The organism is Photorhabdus namnaonensis (genome assembly GCF_001684335.1).
GTDB lineage: Bacteria > Pseudomonadota > Gammaproteobacteria > Enterobacterales > Enterobacteriaceae > Photorhabdus > Photorhabdus namnaonensis.
Map to the genome: position 1 here is coordinate 62,522 of NZ_LOIC01000104.1, position 3,372 is coordinate 65,893.

Here is a 3,372-nt window from a genome sequence, read left to right on the forward strand (position 1 = left end):
CCGCAAAAGAAAATCCGCATCTGGCAGATTTTTTATCCGAAGGCGCCGGTGATCCGGATATTGAGCGAGTGATGCAGGGCTTTGCGTTGTCAGCCTCCCGTATTCGCGAAAAGATTGAGGATGAATTTCCCGAACTCACATCAGGGATGATGGCATGGGTTTGGCCCTATGCCATGTGCCCGGTCCCGCCCACCAGTATCGTTCAATTTTCACCCACCGGGAAACATCACCTGGCCGCGCTGACGCTACCCGAAGGGACGCTGGTTTCTGCCGGGGAAGGCGAAGAGGAAATCCGTTTTGAAACCTGCTGCCCTCTGCACATCGAACCACTGGCGGTGATTGACCGGCAACTGAACGCAACTCCAGAGTACAGTGAGATAACGCTAACACTGCAATGTTCGGAGAATACCTCAGAGTGGCGCAGCCAACCGCTGCATTTCTTTCTGGGCAGCGATCGTCTGCAAGCCGCTGAATTAGCCTTATGGCTTGACTTTCATCTGTGTGATGTCTTTTTGCGAACACAGGATCAAACCATCAGTCTTGATGACAGTTACCCTGTGCCGGCATTGTGGGGAACCGCGCGGCAAGTCGCTATCCTTCCCGCGCAGAAAACCACGCCATACTCTATCTTGCAACTGATGACAGAGTACTATTATCTGCCCCATGTACATGATTTTGTGACGATTGATATCAAGAAAGATCGTCGATTGGTAAAGTTGAACGCAGACCGGACATTCGAGCTGATTTTTCGGTTTGATGGTCATCTGATGCTAAACGATATTTCCCAAACCTTTCTGTTGGATTGCGTGCCGGTAAGACATCTGGAGCCGATGAGTGCGAAGATCTCGGTAAACAGTGAAGCCAACCATTATCAAATCCCATTGGATTCGACTAAGCAACTGTTCAAACTGAACCACGTTTACACATCAACTGAGCCGGAGCAGGAGCGCGGGCAACCCTACCGCTATCTGCCTATCAAAGAGTTTATTCCAACCGCCCATTTTCTGCCGGACGCCGAGTTTCTTTACTATTATCAGCTTAGGACGGAACGCGATATTTTGCAGCGAACCCTGCAACATCTTCACTTCTTTGATTGCAATGGCAAACCAGCGGATAACCTGCCGCCACAATCCATTCTTTGTCAATTTACCGGTTATCGGACACAAGCCGCTAATCTGGGTATCGGTGCTATCAATCAACTGGGGGAAAATGCCTCGGGGCTGCAAGTCAGCAATATCACCCCGGTTTCTGCCTGCCACCCACCAATAACGGAGGATAAGGAAGATAGATCGAACTGGAAAATCATCTCTTTCCTTTCCATGTCACCCTGGATGGCTTTTCACACTGATTCGTTAAAAGACCTTATCAGGCTATTCGATTTCTCCTACGACCAGTCATTAAGCAAACGTATCCAGGAACATATCGACGGTATCGTTCGACTGGACAACATCCTAATAGATCGTCTGGACAAAGGGGTTCCAGTGCGGGGCCATCAACTCGTCCTGACATTGAACCCGGATTGTTACGCCAGTCAGGGGGAGATGCATCAGTTCAGTCTGGTGGTGTCACGCCTGATGACGCTTTTCATCAGCATGAGGGCTTTTGTGATGATGAAGGTTATTGACGGTCAGACGGGAGAAATCCTGTGGGATTTTCACCACATGATGTTCGGGCTGCGTGCCTATCTGTAATAGTAAACAAAGGAAACAACACTGATGAGTACATTAGATCCGCGAGAATGCTTCGATTGTAGGCTGTTGAAACACTGGGTGGAATTTCAGTTGGTGGATGAACAGGGGAAGCCGCTGGTTAATATGCCTTATAGCCTGATAAGCAAGGGGCTACCGAATTATGTGCGTAAAGGGAAGACGGATGGTTTCGGGGTGCTCAGGGAAGAAGATCTGTCAGCTCATCCCGTGACATTGTATATCCACGCCCAATCGTTGGCCGATGAGATGGAACAGCGCCCCTTGCGGGAAAAACGGGGGGAAGAATTTTCGGTGGTGAAGCCAAAAGCGGAAGCCGAAGGCTATCAATATCGTTATGTGACTATCGGGCAGATCAGTGATGGGTTGCCGGTGATTAAAGATTGGAATGATCCCAAAAAAATTCCACCTCCCTATCATTTCCCAGATCCGGAACCCAAAGGGCTTTATTCCCGTCCGCTCAACTGTCGGCATGTTCTGGAGGTATGTCCATTTCGGGCTTGGGTTTTACTGCTACATCATCAGAAGGAGTATTCCATTGTGAATGCTTATAACCAGTGCTTGATGAGCGTACTGGCTTATGCTGATGGGGATGTCGATGTTGAAGGTTCTGTGAAACACTTTTTTAACCGGCAAATGGTGGATGTTTCAAAATTGCCCTATAAAGTGGAAGCATTGTCGGCAACGCCTGTCGTTTACGATGTGCCGTTTAGTAAACGTTATGCCCGGGTGGAGTTTGTTGATTCACAAGCGGGAAGCAACAAGCAAGGTGATACCAAACTGTTTTATGTTGCCAGTGAGAAAGATGTGATTGTTAGTTGGCGGGGAACCGCTAGCCTGGATAATTATCTGACTGATGCCACTTTCCAGCCATTGGCTTTAAGTTGCGATGATGACAAAGCATTATGCAGCGAGTTTATTCATCATGGTAAAGTGCATAAAGGGTTTTGGGAGGCATTTAATCTGGGGGGGAGGTTAATCATTCCCAGTGATAAAGCTAAAGCTAAAACTAAAACAGTATTCCGAGATATCACCAATTTGGTTATAAACAAACGATTATTTATTTGCGGCCATAGTCTGGGAGGCGCGCTGGCATTATTGCATAGCGCACAACTGAAAGAACATAATCCTTGTCTCTACAGTTACGGGATGCCGAGAACATTAACCCGTAGTGTGGTAGAGGAATTATCTTCTATTATCCACTATCGTCATGTTAATGAAGATGATGTCATCCCTGCTGTGCCATTTGAGCAGGATATGGATAATGTTTTTTTCAATTATTGGGCGCCGGCGGGGTATGACTGGGCAGTGATGAAGCTGTTGTCGCCGTCACCGGTTATTCAGGCAATTAAACAGGCGACAGCCAGTAAAGAAATTTATCTGCATCACGGTAAAGTTGTCCATTTTTTTCAAGCCAACAGTTGCCCGGAATGGCTGATTTCCGCCCGGAATGCCTCTCTTATAACGGGTGTTGCTGAAAAAATATTGGATAACACCACAAAACTCTACTTAATTCCTGAATTAAATCAGGAGACAGAAAAGGATTTTTCGCTGGCCGGTGAGCGGCAAAACGCGTTATTTAATCAGCTCAGTCAACAAGAAAAAGACAAACTGTTTGTTGAAAACAGAAGTGCTGATTTGGAAGGCGGATTCGGTTTCTCTAACC

General features: G+C 47.2%; 2 protein-coding genes. Both read left to right on the plus strand.

The window, feature by feature from the left end; genetic code table 11:
• The coding region (locus Phpb_RS23070; protein ID WP_082302666.1) for a type VI secretion system baseplate subunit TssF at positions 1-1,691 on the plus strand (1,691 nt) is incomplete at its 5' end.
• A 24-nt stretch (positions 1,692-1,715) separates the two neighbouring features.
• Positions 1,716-3,372: lipase family protein (locus Phpb_RS23075; protein ID WP_240492674.1), on the plus strand; the 1,657-nt coding region annotated here is incomplete at its 3' end.